Below are 15,425 nucleotides of genomic sequence, written 5' to 3' on the forward strand. Positions count from 1 at the left end.
AGTCACTGATAATGCGCCGCGTTCATGTCCTCAAAATGGCGTAACGTCCTATGCTACATTTGTTTGCTGGCCTGGATTTACATACCGGGCTTTTACTATTGCTTGCTCTGGCTTTCGTGCTGTTCTACGAAGCAATTAACGGCTTCCATGACACAGCCAATGCTGTCGCAACCGTGATCTACACCCGCGCAATGCGTTCGCAATTGGCGGTGGTCATGGCTGCGTTGTTCAACTTCTTTGGTGTTTTGCTGGGCGGTCTCAGCGTGGCGTATGCCATCGTGCATATGCTGCCAACGGATCTGCTGCTAAATATGGGATCGTCACATGGCCTCGCCATGGTGTTCTCCATGCTGCTGGCGGCAATTATCTGGAACCTGGGTACCTGGTACTTTGGTTTGCCGGCCTCCAGCTCCCACACGCTGATTGGCGCCATTATCGGTATTGGTTTAACCAATGCGTTGATGACCGGCACCTCGGTGGTGGACGCACTTAACATCCCGAAAGTTATCGGTATTTTTGCCTCGCTAATCATCTCGCCAATTGTCGGTCTGGTGGTTGCAGGTGGTCTTATTTTCATTCTGCGTCGCTACTGGAGCGGTACGAAAAAACGTGCCCGTATCCACCTGACGCCGGCAGAACGTGAAAAGAAAGACGGTAAGAAAAAGCCGCCGTTCTGGACGCGTATTGCACTGATCCTCTCCGCAATCGGCGTGGCGTTCTCCCACGGTGCGAACGATGGTCAGAAAGGCATTGGTCTGGTGATGTTGGTGCTGATTGGCGTAGCGCCTGCAGGTTTCGTGGTGAATATGAATGCTTCCGGTTACGAGATTACCCGTACCCGTGATGCAATCAATAACGTCGAAGTCTTCTTCCAGCAGCGCCCTGACCTGCTTAAACAGGCCACAGGCGTAGACCAGTTGATTCCGTCACCGACGGACGCGGCACCCGCGACGGCGACAGAGTTCCATTGCCACCCGGCGAATACCATCAACGCGCTGGAACGCGCGAAAGGTATGCTGGCGAATCTGGAAACTTACGACAAGTTAAGCGTCGAGCAGCGTGGTCAGCTGCGCCGTATTATGCTGTGCATCTCTGATACCACCGATAAAGTGGTTAAGCTGCCTGGCGTAAGCGCTGACGATCAGCGTCTGCTGAAGAAACTGAAAGCTGACATGCTGAGCACCATTGAGTACGCGCCTATCTGGATCATTATGGCCGTCGCACTGGCGCTGGGTATTGGTACGATGATTGGCTGGCGTCGCGTAGCCACCACCATCGGCGAGAAAATCGGTAAGAAAGGTATGACCTATGCCCAGGGGATGTCGGCGCAGATGACTGCCGCAGTCTCTATCGGTCTCGCCAGTTACACCGGTATGCCCGTTTCCACCACTCACGTTCTTTCCTCTTCCGTTGCGGGAACGATGGTTGTTGATGGCGGCGGTTTGCAGCGTAAAACAGTGACCAGCATTCTGATGGCCTGGGTCTTCACCCTGCCGGCTGCGATTATTCTTTCCGGGGTGCTGTACTGGCTCTCCCTGAAGCTTATCTAAGCGAATGCACGGTAAAAAAGCGGGTCAGGAAACTGGCCCGCTTTTTTTGTATCTGTCGTTGGAATCAGTGCCAGATAATCAGCGCAACCATGCTGATTAACACCAGGCCGCATAGCGCGCTGGTGAGAATGAACTGACCGCGAACCCGCTCACAGCGGCGAATAAATTCATCATCATGATGATCGCGGTAACGCTGAGCGTAGATATACCACACCAGACGCATCTGCTTATTCGGTTGCCCATGCGAGGTAAAAAAGCCTCCTCCATCTACATACTGGTAAAGCAATGGATCGCAACCACGAAGTACCACTAACAGTGCGCGTAGCGAAGAAAAATAGCGCGCCATATTAACAATGCAAACGACACATAAAGCCCAGAACAATGCAATGGTGCTTATCATACCTCCTCCCCGGCGACCCGCCCACGGAACTCCTTTCCGGGACTACCGCTCCCCGATACCCTGCCAAACCATTCAGTGAAGAGTACAGCCGAAACCGTTCGTATTAGTATCACGCATCCGAACGCCTCTCTAGATAGTGTAGGAGATTAGTTAATTTTTTTGCCAGAAGGTTAATCGCTATCAATGCAATTAACTAAAAAATTTGTTTAACTGCTTGGCAAGCAAGGCGGATTGACGGATTATCCTGGTCGCTATAATGTAAGGATAGTCCTTATATGGTACGTTTTTACGACTGGGCTAGCCCCGCGCGCAAGGTTCGCAGGACGCGGATGACGCGGCGGCAGATAACGCCAGCAGGCTAGTCATCGACAACTTATGGAAGGAGTAACACTATGGCTTATAAACACATTCTTATCGCGGTTGATCTTTCTCCGGAAAGCAAAGTTCTGGTTGAAAAAGCGGTCTCTATGGCGCGGCCTTACAATGCTAAAGTCTCCCTTATCCACGTTGACGTAAACTATTCCGACCTGTACACCGGGCTTATCGACGTGAATCTGGGCGACATGCAGAAACGCATTTCTGAAGAAACCCACCACGCGTTAACCGAGCTGTCCACCAATGCAGGCTACCCTATCACCGAAACCCTGAGCGGTAGCGGCGACCTGGGTCAGGTTCTGGTTGATGCCATCAAAAAATACGACATGGATCTGGTCGTTTGTGGTCACCACCAGGATTTCTGGAGCAAACTGATGTCCTCCGCGCGCCAACTGATCAACACTGTCCACGTCGACATGTTGATTGTTCCGCTGCGTGACGACGAAGAAGCATAAAATGCTTACCGCCGGAACATAACCCGGCCCGCAGCAAGTCGCTTAGCCTGTAAACGCCCGCCTGTGCGGGCGTTTTTGTTTTTATCATTCGGACACAATTAGTACATCAATCCAACAAACAAATCATAATTAGTGTGATCAACTAATTGGATCGAAAACTATCTCTATAATACTCTACCCTCGCGGCCAATAACCGCAGTCTATAACAAAATAAGACTTTTTCGGCGCGTTTCAGCATACGCGTTCATACTTTTCGGGATGGCTTTGAAAGGCGATGGAATATGAATAAAACTGCACCTACGGGCTTGCTGCAGCAACCTCGTCCGTTCTTCATGATCTTCTTCGTAGAATTGTGGGAACGATTTGGCTATTACGGCGTTCAGGGCATCCTGGCGGTATTTTTTGTTAAGCAGCTCGGATTTTCACAAGAACAGGCATTCGTCACCTTTGGTGCCTTTGCCGCGCTGGTTTACGGCCTGATTTCGATCGGCGGCTACGTCGGCGACCACCTGCTAGGCACCAAGCGCACACTGGTACTCGGTGCCATTGTACTGGCCATCGGCTACTTCATGACCGGGATGTCGCTGCTTAAGCCCGATCTGATCTTTATTGCTTTGGGTACCATTGCCGTTGGTAACGGGTTGTTTAAAGCCAACCCGGCAAGCCTGTTGTCAAAATGCTATCCACCGAAAGACGCCCGTCTGGACGGTGCTTTCACCCTGTTTTATATGTCGATTAACATCGGTTCGTTGCTGTCGCTGTCGCTGGCGCCAGTGATCGCCGATAAGTTTGGCTACGCAGTGACCTACAACCTGTGCGGTGCCGGGCTTATCGTCGCGCTGCTGGTCTACTTTGCCTGTCGTGGCATGGTGAAGGATATCGGCTCTGAGCCAGACCATAAGCCGCTGAGTTTCCGTAATCTATTCTGCGTGCTGGCCGGTACGGTAGTGATGGTATTTATCTGCGCCTGGCTGATGCACAACGTGCAGGTTGCCAACCTGGTGCTGATTGTCCTGTCGATTGCCGTGACGATCATCTTCTTCCGTCAGGCATTCAAACTGGATAAAACCGGGCGAAACAAGATGTTCGTGGCCTTTATCCTGATGCTGGAAGCAGTGGTGTTTTACGTTCTGTACGCGCAGATGCCGACATCGCTGAACTTCTTTGCTATCAATAACGTGCACCATGAAATTCTCGGTTTTGCCATCAACCCGGTGAGCTTCCAGGCGCTGAACCCGTTCTGGGTGGTACTGGCAAGTCCGGTGCTGGCCGCTGTCTATACCCGTCTGGGAAACAAAGGCAAAGACCTGACCATGCCGATGAAATTTACGCTCGGTATGTTCCTGTGCTCGTTGGGCTTCCTGACGGCCGCCGCTGCCGGGATGTGGTTTGCCGATGCGCAGGGGCTGACGTCACCGTGGTTTATCGTGCTGGTCTACCTGTTCCAGAGTCTGGGTGAACTGCTGATTAGCGCCCTGGGACTGGCGATGGTCGCCGCTCTCGTGCCACAGCACCTGATGGGCTTTATTCTCGGGATGTGGTTCCTGACCCAGGCTGCGGCCTTCCTGATGGGGGGTTATGTCGCCACCTTCACCGCCGTACCAGAGAACATCACCGACCCGCTGCAAACGCTGCCTATCTACACCAACGTCTTCAGTAAGATTGGCCTGGTCACTCTGGCAGTAACGGTCGTGATGGCGATTATGGTGCCATGGCTGAACCGCATGATTAATACGCCAAGTACCGAGCAATAATCATCAGTGCCGGATGGCGGCTATTGCCTTATCCGGCCTACATTCAAAATGCCCGGTAGCCTGGCGCCATCGGGCATTTTCAATCGCTACCCTTTGCGGGCGTCTATCCACTCCTGAACTTCAACGACAAAAGTGTCCGGCGCTTTGCGATACATTTTGCGCGCCAAATCGAGGATCGTATGCTGGCCGAGCGCTTCTTCCATTCGCTGCTGGGCCATATCCATTACCGAGCGCACACCGCAAATGCCTTCACAGGCCCACTCTGGCGGATGCTCCTCAAATACCGCCAGCCGCTGGCGAATTTCGCGACATTCGAAGATGCGCTTATCGCCATCGATGGCGTTCACCACGTCCAACACCGTGATATGTTCAGCGGGTTTAGCCAACTGGAAACCGCCGCCCTTGCCCTCAATACTGCGTACCAGGCCCGCTTTCGATAAACGGGTAAAAATTTTCGCCAGATAGTCATACGGCACGCTTTGCAGCTCGGCAATTTCACGCACGCTCATATCCCGCGCGTCGCCCTTGCTGTCGACCATACACATCAGGCTATGAATGCCGTACTCAACCCCGGAACTGTAGAATGCCATTCTCTTATCTCAGCCAAAATGAATCTGAGTTTATTGTAGCTTTTTCGTCTCATTCATTCCAGACAGTAAAGTGAAGCCACTTTAAAATATAATTTTAAATACATATTTATCAGATAGATATTAAAAAACCCTTACCCTTTTTAGTAAAAAGGAGTTTGATCGCATTGCAATTCCTAACTACGACAAATAAAATCCGAGTAAATAATTCGTAGTCACTAGTGAGAAAACCCTAATGCGTAAACAAATTCTGATCGTGGGCGCCGGCTTTGCCGGTATGTGGGCAGCATTAAGCGCCGCACGACTGGCGGATAAACATCAGCAGGCCATTGATATTACCGTAATTGCGCCACAACCAGAGCTGCGTGTCCGTCCACGCTTTTATGAAAGCGCCGTACAAACCCTGGTCGCCCCGCTGCAGCCGTTGTTTGACGTTACTGGCGTCAACTTCCTGCAAGGCCACGTCGAGCAGATCCTCCCGGACTCTAAAGAGATAAGCTGGAAAGATGCCAACGGTGAAATTCATCTGCGCCGCTATGACCGCCTGGTGCTCGCCAGCGGCAGCCACGTAAACCGCGACATTGTCGCCGGCGCCGCTGAGCACGCGTTTGACCTCGACCAGCTCGAGAGCGCCGCTGTACTGGAGCAGCACATTAAGGATCTCGCATTACAACCGGAAAGTGAGGCCCGCAATACGGTCGTGGTCTGTGGTGGCGGCTTTACCGGGATTGAGATGGCGCTGGAATTGCCGGGGCGTTTGCGCGAAATATTGGGCGCTGATGCTAAGACCAGAGTTGTCGTAGTTGAACGCGGCGCTCAGCCAGGCGGGCGCTGGAGCCAGGAATTACGTGACGTCATTATCGAAGCCTCCGCTGAACTGGGCGTCGAATGGCTGGTCAATGCGGAAGTAGAGTGCGTGGATGCCTCCGGCGTCACGCTGAAAGATGGTCAGATGATTGCTTCGCAGACGGTTATCTGGACGGTCGGCGTACAAGCGAATAGCCTGACAGCACAGATTAACGCTCCGCGCGATCGCCAGGGCCGTCTGCATGTAAATACCCATCTGCAGGTTGTGGGTCACGATGATATCTACGCCACCGGCGATGTGGCCTATGCCGCCACCGACGACAAAGGCAACCATGCGTTAATGACCTGCCAGCACGCAATTTTATTGGGCAAGTTCGCCGGGAACAACGCCGCAGCAAGCGTGCTGGACGTGGCGCCGCTGCCGTACCGCCAGGAGATGTACGTCACTTGTCTGGATCTGGGAGCCTGGGGCGCGGTATATACCGAAGGTTGGGACCAACAGGTGAAACTGACGCGCGCAGAAGCGAAGAAGCTGAAGGTGTCGATTGTCAGCGAGCTGATTTACCCACCGAAAGCAGACCGTGCGGTAGCGTTTGAGATTGCCGATCCGCTGGCACCGTTTGTTTAAGCCGTAATGCCGGATGCGGCTACCGCCTTATCCGGCCTACAAACTATGCTGTCCCTGAGTAGATATCGAACCGATGCCCTTTCGTGACTACCGCATTCGGCGTGGCGACATCCGCCAGCGGCGGCGCGTAGTCCGGGCGTTTCACCACTACACGTTTGGTGGCCAACTGACGCGCAGGCTCCAGCAGGCCGTCCGCATCCAGATCCGGCCCTACCAACGACTGAAACACCCGCATCTCTTTTTTCACCAGCGCGCTTTTCTGCTTATGCGGGAACATCGGGTCGAGATATACCACCTGCGGGCGCGGGGTGATATCGGTTAACGCCGTCAGGCTGGAGGCATGGATCAGTTGTAAACGTTCCTGCAGCCACGGGCCGATTTCCGGGTCGGCATAGCCGCGCGCCAGACCATCATCAAGCAGCGCCGCCACTACCGGGTTACGTTCCAGCATTCGGACGCGGCAGCCTACCGAGGCCAGTACAAACGCATCGCGCCCCAGCCCGGCTGTCGCATCGACTACATCCGGAAGGTAATCGCCTTTAATGCCAACCGCCTTCGCCACCGCTTCACCGCGGCCACCGCCAAACCTGCGCCGATGGGCCATTGCACCGCCCACGAAATCAACGAAGATACCGCCAAGTTTAGGTTCGTCACGTTTGCGCAGTTCCAGATGTTCCGGCGTCATCACCAGCGCCATCAGGTTATCTTCATCGTGTTCCAGTCCCCAGCGGGCGGCCAGAACAGATAAGGCGCCGTCTCCGGCGCCTGTTTCATCCAGTAAACAAATTTTCACGCGAACAATCAGCCCTTGATCCCGTAATGCTCCAGCATTGCATCCAGCTGCGGCTCGCGGCCACGGAAGCGCTTGAACAGTTCCATCGGCTCTTCAGAACCACCACGGGTGAGGATGTTATCGAGGAACGATTGTCCGGTTTGGCGGTTGAAAATCCCTTCATCTTCAAAGCGAGAGAAGGCATCTGCCGCCAGCACGTCGGCCCACAGATAGCTGTAGTAACCTGCCGCATAGCCACCAGCAAAAATGTGGCTGAAGGCATGTGGGAAGCGGCCCCACGTTGGGCCCGGCACCACGGCAACCTGCTTTTTAATTTCCGCCAGTGTGTCGAGGATTTTCGCCCCTTGCTGCGGGTTAAACTCCGCGTGCAGACGGAAATCAAACAGGCCGAACTCCAGTTGACGGAGAATAAACAGCGCCGCCTGATAGTTTTTCGACGCCAGCATTTTATCCAGCAGTTCCTTCGGCAGCGGCTCACCGGTCTCAAAGTGACCGGAGATAAATGCCAGCGCTTCTGGCTCCCAGCACCAGTTTTCCATAAACTGGCTCGGCAGTTCGACCGCATCCCACGGCACGCCGTTGATGCCGGAAACCCCCGCGGTTTCGATACGAGTCAGCATATGGTGCAGACCATGGCCGAACTCGTGGAACAGGGTAATCACTTCATCGTGGGTAAACAGGGCGGGTTTGCCGTTCACCGGACGGTTAAAGTTACAGGTCAGGTAGGCAACAGGCTTTTGTAGCGTACCGTCGGCTTTACGCATCTGCCCGACACAGTCGTCCATCCACGCCCCGCCACGTTTATGCTCACGGGCATACAGGTCAAGATAGAAGCTGCCGCGCAGTTCGTTGTTTTCGTCATACAGCTCGAAGAAACGGACTTCCGGGTGCCAGACGTCAACATCGGTGCGCTCTTTGGCGGTGATGCCATAAATACGTTTAACCACTTCAAACAGGCCGTTAACGGCTTTGTTTTCCGGGAAATATGGGCGCAACTGCTCGTCGCTGATGCTGTAGAGGTGCTGTTTTTGTTTCTCGCTGTAGTAAGCGATATCCCACGGCTGCAGCTCATCAACGCCAAATTCCGCTTTTGCGAAGGCGCGCAGCTGGGCTAACTCTTTCTCACCCTGCGGACGGGCGCGTTTCGCCAGATCGGTCAGGAAGTCGAGCACCTGCTGCGGGTTCTCCGCCATTTTGGTGGACAGCGATTTAAAAGCGTAGCTTTCGAAACCCAACAGCTGTGCCAGTTCGTGGCGCAGCGCGAGGATCTCTTCCATTATCGGGCTGTTGTCCCATTTGCCAGCGTTTGGTCCCTGGTCAGACGCGCGAGTGGAGTAAGCGCGATACATCTCCTCACGCAGTCCCTGGTTGTCGCAGTAGGTCATGACCGGCAGGTAGCTTGGGATATCCAGCGTTAACAGATAGCCGTCCTGCTCTTTAGCTTCAGCCTGGGCTTTTGCGGCGGCCAGCGCGCTCTCCGGCATGCCGGAGAGTTCCGCTTCATCAGTCACCAGCTTAGTCCAGCCCATGGTGGCATCAAGCACATTGTTGCTGTACAGGTTACCCAGTTCAGACAGGCGGGTAGCGATCTCGCCATAGCGCTGCTGTTTTTCCTTCGGCAGACCAATACCAGAAAGTTCAAAATCGCGCAGTGCGTTATCGACCGCTTTTTTCTGTGCGGTGTTCAGAGTGGCGTAATGATCGCCATCACGCAGATCGCGGTACGCCTGATACAAACCTTCATGTTGCCCAACCCAGGTGCTGTATTCAGACAGCAGCGGCAGCGTTTGCTCATAGGCTTCGCGCAATTCCGGGCTGTTTTTAACCGAGTTCAGGTGGCTAACAGGAGAGAAAATACGCCCCAGCACATCGTCAACTTCTGCCAACGGCTGGCAGAGATTTTCCCAGGTGTACGGCGCGCCCTGCGCAACCACTCGCTCAACGTTTTCGCGGCAATCATTCAGCGCCTTAGTGACGGCAGGCACAACGTGCTCAGGCTGAATTTTAGAAAACGGCGGCAGTTCGAAGGGAGTCAGCAATGGATTGGTCATTAGCGCGGTCCTGTTGAAAAGAGTGAATGAAGCGCGTATCCGGCGCTGTGCATATTAATTTGTACAATGGGGTTAAGTGTAGAGGATTTCAATGCCAGGCGTTGCGCTTTCGCGGCAGTGACGACTTTTCTGTATACTGTGGCGATACGCTTTATTTTCGCCCGATATCGCGCTGTTTTCGGGCCTACGTTTATAACCTGGAACACGTTTACCCATGCTCAGTTATCGCCACAGTTATCACGCTGGCAACCACGCCGACGTCCTTAAACACACCGTTCAGAGCCTGATCATTGAATCGCTCAAAGAGAAAGAAAAACCGTTTCTCTATCTGGACACCCATGCTGGCGCAGGCCGTTATCAGCTGAGCAGTGAGCATGCCGAACGTACCGGTGAATATCTTGAAGGGATCGCCCGTATCTGGCAGCAGGACGATTTGCCTGCCGAGCTGGAACCCTACATTGGCGTGGTGCAGCACTTCAACCGTAGCGGTCAGTTGCGCTACTACCCGGGCTCTCCGTTAATTGCTCGCCAGCTGCTGCGCGAACAGGACAGCCTGCAATTAACTGAACTGCACCCGAGCGACTTTCCTCTGCTGCGCGGCGAATTCCAGAAGGATGAGCGCGCTCGCGTGGCCAAAGCCGATGGTTATCAGCAGCTAAAAGCAAAATTACCGCCAGTTTCCCGTCGCGGGCTGATCCTTATCGATCCACCATATGAAATCAAAAGTGACTACCAGGCGGTGGTGACCGGTATTAACGAAGGCTACAAGCGTTTCGCGACCGGCACCTATGCGCTGTGGTATCCGGTAGTTTTGCGCCAGCAAATCAAGCGCATGGTCCACGATCTCGAAGACACCGGCATCCGCAAAATTCTGCAAATTGAGCTGGCGGTACGCCCGGACAGCGATCAGCGCGGCATGACGGCGTCCGGCATGATTGTGATTAACCCGCCGTGGAAGCTGGAGCAGCAGATGAACAACGTTCTGCCGTGGTTACACAGCAAACTGGTACCGGCAGGAACCGGCCATACCTCGGTAAGCTGGATCGTGCCGGAGTAATCGCAGCCATCGGTGGAACCTTTTAATATCAGGTATACAATCGCGAATATTTTGGCGGATGGCGTAACGCTTCTCCGCCCTACAATGAACATGAAGGAGCGGTCATGACCAAGCACTATGATTACATCGCTATTGGCGGCGGCAGCGGCGGTATTGCCTCCATTAACCGTGCAGCAATGTACGGCCAGAAATGCGCACTGATTGAAGCCAAAGAGTTAGGCGGCACCTGCGTTAACGTTGGCTGCGTACCGAAGAAAGTGATGTGGCATGCCGCACAGGTCCGCGAAGCGATCCACATGTACGGTCCGGATTACGGTTTCGACACCACCATCAATAAGTTCGACTGGGATAAACTGATCGCCACGCGTACCGCTTATATCGACCGCATTCATACCTCGTACGACAACGTGCTGGGCAAAAATAATGTCGATGTGATTAAAGGCTTTGCCCGCTTTGTAGATGCCAAAACCATTGAAGTGAACGGAGAAACCATTACTGCCGATCATATTTTGATTGCTACCGGTGGTCGCCCGAGCCATCCGAGCATTCCGGGTGTGGAATACGGTATCGACTCCGATGGCTTCTTTGAACTGCCAGCGCTGCCAAAACGCGTGGCTGTTGTTGGCGCAGGCTATATCGCCGTTGAGCTGGCGGGCGTGATAAACGGCCTGGGTGCCCAAACGCATCTGTTCGTACGTAAACACGCGCCGCTGCGCAGCTTCGATCCAATGATCGTCGACACGCTGGTTGAGGTGATGAACGCCGAAGGCCCGACTCTGCATACTCATGCAATTCCGAAAGCAGTCGTTAAAAATGCTGACGGCAGTCTGACCCTGCAACTGGAAGATGGCCGTAGCGAAACGGTAGATTGCCTGATTTGGGCAATTGGTCGTGAACCTGCTACCGACAACTTCAACCTGGCGGCGACTGGCGTGAAAACCAACGAAAAAGGCTACATCGTCGTTGATAAATATCAGAACACCAGCGTGCCGGGAATTTATGCCGTCGGCGATAACACCGGTGCCGTTGAGCTGACGCCGGTTGCTGTTGCCGCGGGCCGTCGCCTGTCCGAGCGTCTATTTAACAACAAACCGGACGAGCATTTAGACTACAGCAACATCCCGACCGTGGTCTTCAGCCACCCGCCAATTGGCACCGTGGGCTTAACCGAGCAGCAGGCTCGCGAACAGCACGGCGATGACCAGGTGAAAGTGTATAAATCATCGTTTACCGCGATGTATACCGCTGTCACCACGCACCGTCAGCCGTGCCGCATGAAGCTGGTTTGCGTCGGTCCGGAAGAGAAGATTGTCGGTATTCACGGCATCGGTTTTGGGATGGATGAAATGCTGCAAGGCTTCGCGGTGGCTCTGAAAATGGGCGCAACCAAGAAAGACTTTGATAACACCGTTGCGATTCACCCAACGGCAGCAGAAGAGTTCGTTACCATGCGTTAAGCAATTAAAAACCGGATGGCGCTTTGCCATCCGGTTTTCTCTTATTTACCCTGCATATACGGCGTATACACACCGTTCAGACTCTCAAGAAACGCCACGATATCGTCGATATCTTCCTGCGGCAGTTCTTTACCCACCTGATAACGCAGCATCAGTTTTACCGCACCGTCGAGCGTTGGCACATCACCGCGATGGAAATAAGGCGCGGTCAGCGCAACGTTACGCAAGCCAGGGACTTTTTGACGCAGCTTGTCACGTAATTCATTGGTGACGTTCATGCGGCCAATATCTGCGGCAGTGACCTCGCCGAAATTAAAGTCCTTTTTCAAACCCAGTGGTTCAAATGAACGTCCGCCTAAAATAATACCGCCATGACAGGTCGCGCACTTATTATCTTTAAATAACTGATAGCCATGTTTTTGCTGGGCCGTTAACGCGCCTTCATCACCACGCAGCCATTTATCAAACGGCGAATTTGGCGTGATCAGCGTTTTCTCAAACTCGGCAATCGCATCGGTAATATTATCCCCGCTGAATCCCTGCGGATAAACAGCGATAAACTCTTGCTTCAGGGTCGGGTCTTTATCCAGTTTCTGGATGATTTCATCCCAGGATTTAGACGCCATTTCAATTGGATTGAGCGGTGGACCACCCGCCTGCGCCTGCAGTGTTGGCGCACGGCCATCCCAGAATTGTTCTACGTTAAAGACCGAGTTAAATACCGTTGGCGCATTAATAGGCCCAACCGCGCCGCCTACGCCGATTGATGTTTTCCGGCCATCCACGCCGCCCGCATTCAGGGCGTGGCAGTGGGCGCAAGAAATTGTGCTATCGCCGGAAATACGCGGGTCGTGGTAAAGCGTAAAGCCCAGCGCCACTTTGCGGGCATCGGTCGGGATACTTTCCGGTATCGGCTGCACAGGTTCGTTACGATGCTGTGCGGCGGTATCGTTACTGGCGTAGTACTGCTCACGCTGTTTCGCAATCCAGCCCAGGATCTCGGCTCGCTCCGAATCGCTTACCTTGCCAGCCCAGTGCAATGCGGTATAACGCGTCGGTGGCATGGTGTCGTACTGCATCACCCATTCAATTTTATTCAGGTCGCTTTGCGATACGGGTTTATCCCCGACCAGCGCCGCACGAACGGCCTCAAGATTGAATGATTTGTATCCCAGTTGAATGTCGTAATTCATCAACTGTTTAGCGACAGGAAAAGAAGAATAGAAAGGTAATTCGGCTGAAGGGGTGTGACAATAATCGCATCCTTTTTCGCGTAAGAACCCTAATACTTTATTATTTTCTTCCAGCGTAGAGGCCTGAACATCAGCCTGTTTGCTACGTTGATTATCGTGATACCACACATAACCGGATAATCCAAAATAACAAATCGCGATGCCAGCTATAGCAATCGCGGTAAGACGGGTAATGATTTTCATTATTTTTACCCTCACCGTTGTGAGTTATTGTGACCCAGAAAATAGACTAATTAACACACAGTCTTTGTCGGACCTGACCATCATAGGAAATGAGGGGATTACTATTTTGATAAGTATCAAGCAATTACATGGGGGAGAACTATCGATAGAATAGCCTGTGCCTATTATAGAGATAAGACGTTACCTGTTTTGTTCACACCTCGTTGCAATCGAATGTTCTGAAAATGGAATATCTTCAGGTCGCGCAGAATTCTGAATTATTCATTATTTTCATTGGGATAGTCTTATTTTTTAAATATTGCCCAGCATTAAAACGTGATCGACCGCACGCTTTACTCACCAGACACCGAAGCGAATGTCTACGCTTAACTGACGAGCGGGCAATAGCCTTAATCTTTCAACGTCCATCGGAGGTCTTTCTCATTATGCTCAACCAGAAACTACCCCACGCCCCTTCTGAAGAAATGACGATCGACATCGATCTGCTTTATGAAATGGATCCGTGCGAGTTAAAGCTGGATGAAATGATTGAGGCGGAGCCTGAACCGGAGATGATTGCAGGGTTACCCGCCTCAGATGCGTTAACCCCCGCCGATCGTTACCTCGAACTGTTCGAACACGTTCAGTCGTCAAAACTGTTTGCAGATAGCAAAACCTTTCCCGATTGCGCGCCCAAAATGGACCCGCTGGACATTTTAATCCGCTATCGCAAGGTTAAACGCCACCGCGACTTTGATCTGCGACGCTTTGTCGAGAACCACTTCTGGCTCCCGGAAACGCCCTCCAGTGAATACGTTTCTGACCCGGAAAATTCGCTGAAAGAGCATATTGATCAACTGTGGCCAGTACTGACGCGCGAGCCACAGGATCACATCCCCTGGTCCTCCCTGCTGGCATTACCGCAGTCATACATTGTGCCCGGCGGACGTTTTAGCGAAACCTACTACTGGGACTCCTATTTCACTATGCTGGGCCTGGCCGAGAGCGGTCGCGAAGACCTGCTGAAATGTATGGCGGATAACTTTGCCTGGATGATTGAAAACTATGGTCACATCCCGAACGGTAACCGTACTTATTACCTGAGCCGCTCGCAGCCGCCAGTTTTTGCGCTGATGGTGGAACTGTTTGAAGAGGATGGCGTACGCGGCGCGCGTCGTTACCTTGATCATTTAAAAATGGAGTACGCGTTCTGGATGGATGGCGCTGACTCCCTGGTGCTTAACCAGGCCTACCGTCACGTGATCAGAATGTCTGACGGCTCTCTACTCAACCGCTATTGGGACGATCGCGACACGCCACGCGATGAGTCGTGGCTTGAAGACGTCGAGACCGCTAAGCATTCGGGTCGCCCACCCAATGAGGTGTATCGGGATTTACGCGCGGGCGCGGCCTCCGGCTGGGATTACTCCTCGCGCTGGCTACGCGACGCAGGCCGCCTTGCCAGCATACGCACCACTCAGTTCATCCCGATTGACCTGAACGCATTCCTCTACAAGCTGGAGAGCACTATCGCCAATATTTCGGCACTGAAAGGCGACAAAGAAACTGAAGCGCAGTTTCGCCAGAAAGCCAGTGACCGCCGCGATGCGGTGAACCGCTATCTCTGGGACGATGAAAACGGCTGCTATCGTGATTACGACTGGCGACGCGAGCAAATGGCCCTGTTCTCTGCCGCCAGTATTGTGCCGCTGTATGTCGGCATGGCAACCCATGAACAAGCCGACCGACTTGCCAATGCGGTGCGTAGCCGCCTGCTAACGCCTGGCGGGATTTTAGCCACGGAGCATGAAACCGGTGAGCAGTGGGATAAGCCCAACGGCTGGGCGCCGCTGCAGTGGATGGCGATCCAGGGTTTCAAACTGTACGGAGACGATCATCTCGGAGATGAAATCGCACGTAACTGGTTGAAAACGGTGAATCTCTTTTATCAGGAACACCATAAGATTATCGAAAAATACCACATTGCGGATGCCGCGCCGCGCGAAGGCGGCGGCGGGGAATATCCGTTGCAGGACGGCTTTGGCTGGACCAATGGCGTGGTGCGCAGACTCATCGGTCTGTATGGCGAGCCCTAG

The 15,425-nt window shown here is 53.3% G+C and carries 12 protein-coding genes; 7 read left to right on the forward strand and 5 right to left on the reverse strand.

Features of this window, described 5'->3' with window-relative positions; all coding sequences use genetic code 11:
* The first annotated feature begins 50 nt into the window (after positions 1-50).
* A complete protein-coding gene (gene pitA / locus OGV94_RS22195) occupies positions 51-1,550 on the forward strand; it encodes an inorganic phosphate transporter PitA (protein ID WP_043018638.1) in 1,500 nt (499 codons plus the stop codon).
* A gap of 64 nt (positions 1,551-1,614) precedes the next feature.
* Here pitA and uspB read toward each other — a convergent pair whose 3' ends face one another.
* Positions 1,615-1,950, reverse strand: coding sequence for a universal stress protein UspB (uspB, locus tag OGV94_RS22200; protein WP_003023371.1), 336 nt, complete (start codon positions 1,948-1,950; stop codon positions 1,615-1,617).
* A gap of 392 nt (positions 1,951-2,342) precedes the next feature.
* On the opposite strand from uspB, the gene uspA reads away from it, so the two are divergent.
* Together uspA and dtpB are read left to right on the forward strand one after the other, a co-directional pair.
* On the forward strand, positions 2,343-2,780 hold the full coding sequence (uspA, locus tag OGV94_RS22205; RefSeq protein WP_003023368.1) for a universal stress protein UspA: 438 nt from the start codon (positions 2,343-2,345) through the stop codon (positions 2,778-2,780).
* A gap of 281 nt (positions 2,781-3,061) precedes the next feature.
* A complete protein-coding gene (gene dtpB / locus OGV94_RS22210) occupies positions 3,062-4,534 on the forward strand; it encodes a dipeptide/tripeptide permease DtpB (protein WP_043018639.1) in 1,473 nt (490 codons plus the stop codon).
* A gap of 86 nt (positions 4,535-4,620) precedes the next feature.
* Here the strand turns inward: dtpB and OGV94_RS22215 are convergent, their stop codons facing one another.
* The gene (locus tag OGV94_RS22215) at positions 4,621-5,124 is read right to left on the reverse strand and encodes an RrF2 family transcriptional regulator (protein WP_003023361.1); all 504 of its coding nucleotides are present in this window, start codon (positions 5,122-5,124) and stop codon (positions 4,621-4,623) included.
* 232 nt (positions 5,125-5,356) lie between these two features.
* Between OGV94_RS22215 and OGV94_RS22220 the strand changes: the two genes are divergently transcribed.
* Positions 5,357-6,556, forward strand: coding sequence for an NAD(P)/FAD-dependent oxidoreductase (locus OGV94_RS22220; protein ID WP_043018641.1), 1,200 nt, complete (start codon positions 5,357-5,359; stop codon positions 6,554-6,556).
* A 43-nt stretch (positions 6,557-6,599) separates the two neighbouring features.
* Here OGV94_RS22220 and rsmJ read toward each other — a convergent pair whose 3' ends face one another.
* On the reverse strand, positions 6,600-7,349 hold the full coding sequence (gene rsmJ, locus OGV94_RS22225; RefSeq protein ID WP_043018642.1) for a 16S rRNA (guanine(1516)-N(2))-methyltransferase RsmJ: 750 nt from the start codon (positions 7,347-7,349) through the stop codon (positions 6,600-6,602).
* Positions 7,350-7,357: 8 nt separating this feature from the next.
* Positions 7,358-9,400, reverse strand: a complete 2,043-nt coding sequence (gene prlC / locus OGV94_RS22230; RefSeq protein WP_221922601.1) for an oligopeptidase A — start codon at positions 9,398-9,400, stop codon at positions 7,358-7,360.
* A gap of 214 nt (positions 9,401-9,614) precedes the next feature.
* Here prlC and OGV94_RS22235 point away from each other — a divergent pair, with 214 nt between their 5' ends.
* Both OGV94_RS22235 and gorA read left to right on the forward strand, forming a co-directional pair.
* Positions 9,615-10,457: a 23S rRNA (adenine(2030)-N(6))-methyltransferase RlmJ gene (locus OGV94_RS22235; protein WP_043018644.1), complete on the forward strand. Its 843-nt coding sequence runs from the start codon at positions 9,615-9,617 to the stop codon at positions 10,455-10,457.
* Positions 10,458-10,561: 104 nt separating this feature from the next.
* On the forward strand, positions 10,562-11,914 hold the full coding sequence (gene gorA, locus OGV94_RS22240) for a glutathione-disulfide reductase (RefSeq protein ID WP_043018645.1): 1,353 nt from the start codon (positions 10,562-10,564) through the stop codon (positions 11,912-11,914).
* Between the two features lie 41 nt (positions 11,915-11,955).
* Here gorA and OGV94_RS22245 read toward each other — a convergent pair whose 3' ends face one another.
* Complete coding sequence (locus OGV94_RS22245; RefSeq protein WP_043018646.1) at positions 11,956-13,350, reverse strand: cytochrome-c peroxidase; 1,395 nt, start codon at positions 13,348-13,350, stop codon at positions 11,956-11,958.
* 425 nt (positions 13,351-13,775) lie between these two features.
* Between OGV94_RS22245 and OGV94_RS22250 the strand changes: the two genes are divergently transcribed.
* The gene (locus OGV94_RS22250; protein ID WP_043018647.1) at positions 13,776-15,425 is read left to right on the forward strand and encodes an alpha,alpha-trehalase; all 1,650 of its coding nucleotides are present in this window, start codon (positions 13,776-13,778) and stop codon (positions 15,423-15,425) included.

This window comes from Citrobacter sp. Ce006, assembly GCF_030336535.1.
GTDB lineage: Bacteria > Pseudomonadota > Gammaproteobacteria > Enterobacterales > Enterobacteriaceae > Citrobacter > Citrobacter europaeus.

Bases quoted from the DNA above. Each gene is read 5' to 3' on its own strand.
- pitA (WP_043018638.1), top strand. From the start codon at position 51: ATGCTACATTTGTTTGCTGGCCTGGATTTACATACCGGGCTTTTACTA.
- uspB (WP_003023371.1), bottom strand. From the start codon at position 1,950: ATGATAAGCACCATTGCATTGTTCTGGGCTTTATGTGTCGTTTGCATT.
- uspA (WP_003023368.1), top strand. From the start codon at position 2,343: ATGGCTTATAAACACATTCTTATCGCGGTTGATCTTTCTCCGGAAAGC.
- dtpB (WP_043018639.1), top strand. From the start codon at position 3,062: ATGAATAAAACTGCACCTACGGGCTTGCTGCAGCAACCTCGTCCGTTC.
- OGV94_RS22215 (WP_003023361.1), bottom strand. From the start codon at position 5,124: ATGGCATTCTACAGTTCCGGGGTTGAGTACGGCATTCATAGCCTGATG.
- OGV94_RS22220 (WP_043018641.1), top strand. From the start codon at position 5,357: ATGCGTAAACAAATTCTGATCGTGGGCGCCGGCTTTGCCGGTATGTGG.
- prlC (WP_221922601.1), bottom strand. From the start codon at position 9,400: ATGACCAATCCATTGCTGACTCCCTTCGAACTGCCGCCGTTTTCTAAA.
- OGV94_RS22235 (WP_043018644.1), top strand. From the start codon at position 9,615: ATGCTCAGTTATCGCCACAGTTATCACGCTGGCAACCACGCCGACGTC.
- gorA (WP_043018645.1), top strand. From the start codon at position 10,562: ATGACCAAGCACTATGATTACATCGCTATTGGCGGCGGCAGCGGCGGT.
- OGV94_RS22245 (WP_043018646.1), bottom strand. From the start codon at position 13,350: ATGAAAATCATTACCCGTCTTACCGCGATTGCTATAGCTGGCATCGCG.
- OGV94_RS22250 (WP_043018647.1), top strand. From the start codon at position 13,776: ATGCTCAACCAGAAACTACCCCACGCCCCTTCTGAAGAAATGACGATC.